6 protein-coding genes, 1 tRNA gene and 1 pseudogene are annotated in these 4,879 nt (G+C 46.0%); all 8 read left to right on the top strand.

Translation table 11 applies throughout. The features are described from left to right. The first annotated feature begins 75 nt into the window (after positions 1-75). The gene (psbZ, locus tag PX484_RS10975; RefSeq protein WP_002732865.1) at positions 76-264 is read left to right on the top strand and encodes a photosystem II reaction center protein PsbZ; all 189 of its coding nucleotides are present in this window, start codon (positions 76-78) and stop codon (positions 262-264) included. A 115-nt stretch (positions 265-379) separates the two neighbouring features. Further along, positions 380-925, top strand: a complete 546-nt coding sequence (gene ribH, locus PX484_RS10970; protein WP_287666683.1) for a 6,7-dimethyl-8-ribityllumazine synthase — start codon at positions 380-382, stop codon at positions 923-925. Positions 926-980: 55 nt separating this feature from the next. Continuing rightward, on the top strand, positions 981-1,280 hold the full coding sequence (locus tag PX484_RS10965) for a hypothetical protein (RefSeq protein ID WP_002803462.1): 300 nt from the start codon (positions 981-983) through the stop codon (positions 1,278-1,280). A 72-nt stretch (positions 1,281-1,352) separates the two neighbouring features. Beyond that, positions 1,353-1,424: transfer RNA gene (locus PX484_RS10960), tRNA-Gly, on the top strand. 171 nt (positions 1,425-1,595) lie between these two features. After that, the gene (locus PX484_RS10955; protein ID WP_002803461.1) at positions 1,596-2,003 is read left to right on the top strand and encodes a hypothetical protein; all 408 of its coding nucleotides are present in this window, start codon (positions 1,596-1,598) and stop codon (positions 2,001-2,003) included. A gap of 10 nt (positions 2,004-2,013) precedes the next feature. Continuing rightward, complete coding sequence (locus PX484_RS10950; RefSeq protein ID WP_287660462.1) at positions 2,014-3,261, top strand: glutamate-5-semialdehyde dehydrogenase; 1,248 nt, start codon at positions 2,014-2,016, stop codon at positions 3,259-3,261. 169 nt (positions 3,262-3,430) lie between these two features. Next, complete coding sequence (locus tag PX484_RS10945) at positions 3,431-4,402, top strand: LysR family transcriptional regulator (protein WP_002803459.1); 972 nt, start codon at positions 3,431-3,433, stop codon at positions 4,400-4,402. Positions 4,403-4,664: 262 nt separating this feature from the next. Continuing rightward, positions 4,665-4,879 (top strand): annotated as a pseudogene (locus PX484_RS10940) (hypothetical protein); the annotation flags it as partial.

Raw genomic sequence — 4,879 nt, 5'->3', positions numbered from 1 at the left:
GAGGCTCTTCCATACAAGTATCAAATCTGGGAGAATTATCTAAATAAACATCAACTGCTTTAGGAGAACCCAATCATGTCTATTGTTTTTCAATTTTTTCTCATTGCCTTAGTTTTATTTTCCTTGCTGATGGTGATTGGTGTCCCCGTTGCCTATGCTTCCCCCCAAAACTGGGATCAATCGAAACCCCTTCTCTATGTGGGTTCGGCAATTTGGGCGATTTTAGTCGTTGCCGTCGCTATTTTAAACTTTTTAGTGATTTAGCCTTGATCAGGAGTCAGGAGGAGATAGGGTGATAGGGTGATGAGACAGTTTCCCCACCTCCCCACTACCCCATCTCCCCACCTCCCCACACCCCACACCCCACACCCCACACCTTATGACTGTTTTTGAGGGAAATTTTACCGAGGATATATCCTCTTGGCGGTTTGCGATCGTGATTGGTCGTTTTAACGATCTCGTCACTGATAAACTGTTATCAGGCTGTCAAGATTGTCTCAAGCGTCACGGGGTTGATGTTAATCCCGATGGCACTCAAGTGGATTATATCTGGGTACCGGGTAGCTTTGAAGTGCCAATGGTAGCCCGTCAAGTCGCCCTTTCCCACCGTTACGATGCCGTTATTTGTCTAGGGGCAATTATTCGCGGCCAAACGCCCCATTTTGACTACGTTGCCGCCGAGGCCGCTAAAGGTATCGCTGCGGCCGCTTTTCAGACGGGTGTTCCCGTTGTCTTCGGTATTCTCACCACTGATACTCTACAACAGGCCCTCGAACGGGCCGGTATTAAGAGTAATTTGGGCTGGAATTATGGCCTATCTGCCCTAGAAATGGCTAGTCTCATGCGTCAATTGCGCCCCCGGAATGAAGATAAACCCCTAGAATTATTGGAAAATAATCCCCAACAGGCACTGATGGAAGGCTAAGAAAATTCCCCCAGAATTTAGGATTTTAGTTGTCCCCACTCCTGGAGTTCCACTGATGAGCGAAGCTGAACAGAACAAATATATTAACCAACTCAGACGGCAATTAGTCAACGCTGTCGAGAGAATCAAGACTCTGGAATTAGATTTAGAACCAGAGGGGCGGATTACGGAAGCTTTTGACGCTATGGAACGGCATATAGATGAAAAATTCGCCGCAGTGGATGAAAAATTCGCCGCCATTGACAAGCGTTTTGATCGCTTGGAACATCAGTTCAACCGACTACAGGCTAAGATAGAAGTGGTTCTCGAAGCTATTACCGGTTTGGGGGATTTGCCAGAAGATGAATTATTGTAAAAAAATGCTCCAAACCACTTGACAAATGCTCTGAGATTTGGGATACTCAGGTAAGTGTGAAAAAAACGGCTTGCGGGCATAGCTCAGTGGTAGAGCGTCACCTTGCCAAGGTGAATGTCGCGCGTTCGAATCGCGTTGCCCGCTTGAAAAAATCTTGAAATATACCTTAAGGTCAGGATGAATAATTTAGGGATATCCCTTAAGATGGGAATTACCCGTGAGCAACAGGGTTGAGGATTTTGGGCAACCGTTGAATCCCTTAGCTATTGACCACGAGCGACTAAAAACAACCGTTTATAAACAAAAATTTAGCTTGTGCGACCGCGTAAATATACCAAAATCGACCAACACCAAGACTATCCTTGTCCCTGTCGTCGGAAAGGGACATTATGTCCGATTTTATTGACCGATGCCTTTGGCTGCGATCGCTGTCAACAGATATTTGTGCTACAGGAAAACGGTCAAATTATCGAACAATTAGCCCCCCACTATCCCTATAAACGCACTTGGCGCTGGACGGGATTTCGTTGGGTGAGTACGAATCAGCGCCTTGGGCAAGAGGTATTACCCCTGATAATGGGGATAACTCTGTTATTATCGATCGTTTGGCTACCCTTAATTTTAAAATCACCACCTGGGGTAAGCGTGATTTTTGGGGCAATTCTAGTTATGCTATTAGTTATTTTGCCCGCATTCATCTTTTGGTTAGCCTATCGACGCTAGACAAGAATCTATGATCGAAAGTTCCTCCACCCCCCCCCTGACGATCTTTAAGCAAGCATATAATGCTTTTCTGGCTCTAGGTCAATTTAATGGCAATGAAAGAAATCGCGGGGTAATCGCGATCGCTAAGGGCATTAAAACTGGCTTTGATCGCATTTTAGAAGCCAATACCCTCGATTTAGAAGTCAGTCGAGAGATGGCCGTCTCGGAACAAATGATTCGCTGGTTACGGTTAACTCCCGAACGTTTAGAGACGACGGTGGAGGTATTGCAACAACTAGCGGAAGCATCGGATCCGCTGCAACAGGTAATTAACGCGGCCTATCAACTGAATCCTTCCCAAACCTATTGCCAAAGGATGCCTTTAGGAGTGATTGCCTTCGTCTATGAAGGTTTTCCGGAATTAGCGATGGTAGCGGCGGGATTTTCCCTAAAAAGTGGCAATAGTTTGATTATTCGGGGTTCCAATGCCTCTAGTCATTCCGATGGGGTGATTACGGAAATTATCCAAGAAGCATTGGAAGATGTGGGTTTACCCGTGGATTGTGTCAGTGGTTTGCCCTGTGATTCTAGTCCCTCCCTAGAGGAGTTGCTGACCCAGGAAAATTATGTTAATTTAATTATTCCTTACGGTCGCCCTAGTTTAATTGGTCGGGTGAGTCAATTGGCCACGGTTCCCGTTTTGCGCGCAGCGATGGGAAACTGTTATTTGTATTGGTCTCCTAGTGGCGATTTGGAGTTAGCCCGTCAGGTAATTATCGATAGTCATGGCAGTATACCCGATCCGGTCAATGCGATCGAAAAAGTTTTAATTAGTCCCCATCAAAATTCTTCGACTTTAAGTCGTTTGTTTAAAAGTTTGCAGGAAAAAGGCTTTAAATTGCGGGGAGATACCCGATTAGCGGCGGATTTTCCCGAACATTTAACCATTGCCACCGATAATGATTGGCAAAGACCCTATTTAGAAAAAACGGTGGCCTTTAGGTTAGTGGATACCCTCACTGATGCGATCGCTTGGATTAATAAGTATAGTAGCGGTCATGCGGATTGTATTGTCACCGAATCCTATCGAGAAAGTCGTCAATTTGCCATGGAGTCCGATAGTGCTTTAGTTTATATCAATTCTTCCCCCCGATTCGATCGCAATCCCAAACAGGGAGAATCGGTATTTTTGGGCATTTCCAACCAAAAAGGCCAGCGCCGGGGGTTAATCAACCTAGAAACCTTTACCACCCTTAAACAGGTGGTGCAGGGGTAGTTTTTTTTCAGTAATCAGTCCACAGTCAACAGTAATCAGTGAACTGAAAACTCACATCTGATAACTGGTAACTGATAACTGAGAAAACGGTAGCAATTTCTACCAAAAGTCAGAATAAAATTCGTTATTGTCATAAAGTCATGAAGGAATGTAATTAAAACGAGAAAGAATGCGGATCGAGCAATTGCAAGCCTTTTTAGCCGTAGCCGATACGGGCAATTTCGGTCAAGCCGCCCGCCAGTGTGGAGTCACCCAATCGACTATCAGCCGGCAGATTCAATCCCTAGAAACCGATTTGGGCTTACCTCTTTTCCATCGTACCGCCCAAGCGAAGTTAACCATTGCTGGGGAGAAATTACTGCCCCGGGCGAAACGGATTTGTCAAGAGTGGGCGAATGTTCACGAGGAAATCACTGACCTACAGGCAGGAAAACAGCCAGAATTGTGCGTGGCGGCGATTCATTCCGTGTGCGCCCACTATTTACCGCCGATTTTGCCGAAATTTTGCGCTGAATACCCAGAAGTTCAGTTAAGAGTTACCGCACTAGGCAGCGATCGCGCCTTAAAAGTGCTGCGGGATGGTTTAGTAGATGTGGCGTTGGTAATGAATAATCGTTTTCTCACCTCTAGCCCGGAGATGGTGGTCGAGGTATTATACCAAGAAGCGATCGAAATTCTCATGGCCGCTAATCATCCTCTCGCCCAATACAAAGAAGTGCCATGGTCAGAATTAATCCCCTATCCGCAAGTGGTTTTCAAAGATGGCTACGGAATGCAAAGATTAGTACAAGAATGGTTTTCCCGTCAGGATGCCCACCTGAAAACTGTCATGGAATTAAACACCCTCGATGCTTTTCGCGGTGTGGTGCGTCAGGGTAATATTATCGCTCTTCTGCCCCAATCTGCCCTGATGGAAGCGCGTAGCGATGCTACCCTCGCCATTCGTCCTCTTGCTTCCCCTAGTGGCGAAAATCCCTATCTTAATAATGGTAAATTTAGTCATCGTCTCACCCGTCAGGTAGTCCTTGTCACCACCAGCGATCGCCTACAGATACCACCGATCGCTCATTTCTGTCAATTAGTGCGGCAAATGAATCAAAGTGTGGTTAAAAGCCTAGAAAACCACCACGTCCAGCCTTAGCAATCCCAATCAATCCTATTTAGGGTTTGCTGAAAAAGTTTTTCGTGGGGGCAGGGTGTGGGGTGTGGGGTGTGGGGTGTGGGGTTTTATCCATTTTCAGGTGGTCAATTACCTAATTTTCAGGGAAAAAGTCCAGGGATTTTCCCCCCAATCACTCCAAAGGTCGGCACTTTTTGAGGGAAAACAAGTCTAAAAGTCTTATCCAACAAGGTTTTTAGATTTATTCAGCAAACCCTATTTACTCTTTATTTTTTTCCTTGAGATGAGTGATACTTTTCGAGAATTATTAAAAGCGATCGGTAGTGGCACCCATACGGGCAGAAATTTAACCCGTCCCGAAGCGGCAATGGCCACCAAGATGATGTTAACCCAAGAGGCAACCCCGGCCCAAATCGGTGCTTTCATGATTGCCCATCGCATTAAACGCCCCACCAGCGATGAGTTAGCGGGAATGCTTGATGCCTACGCCGAGCTTGG

Source organism: Microcystis sp. M49636_WE2 (assembly GCF_030065375.1).
GTDB lineage: Bacteria > Cyanobacteriota > Cyanobacteriia > Cyanobacteriales > Microcystaceae > Microcystis > Microcystis aeruginosa_C.
Note: the sequence above shows the minus strand (reverse complement) of the source record. Positions and strands in the feature narration are given on the sequence as shown.

Coding starts and splice junctions, on each gene's coding strand:
- ribH (WP_287666683.1), top strand. CDS start 380: ATGACTGTTTTTGAGGGAAATTTTACCGAGGATATATCCTCTTGGCGG.
- PX484_RS10945 (WP_002803459.1), top strand. CDS start 3,431: ATGCGGATCGAGCAATTGCAAGCCTTTTTAGCCGTAGCCGATACGGGC.
- psbZ (WP_002732865.1), top strand. CDS start 76: ATGTCTATTGTTTTTCAATTTTTTCTCATTGCCTTAGTTTTATTTTCC.
- PX484_RS10950 (WP_287660462.1), top strand. CDS start 2,014: ATGATCGAAAGTTCCTCCACCCCCCCCCTGACGATCTTTAAGCAAGCA.
- PX484_RS10965 (WP_002803462.1), top strand. CDS start 981: ATGAGCGAAGCTGAACAGAACAAATATATTAACCAACTCAGACGGCAA.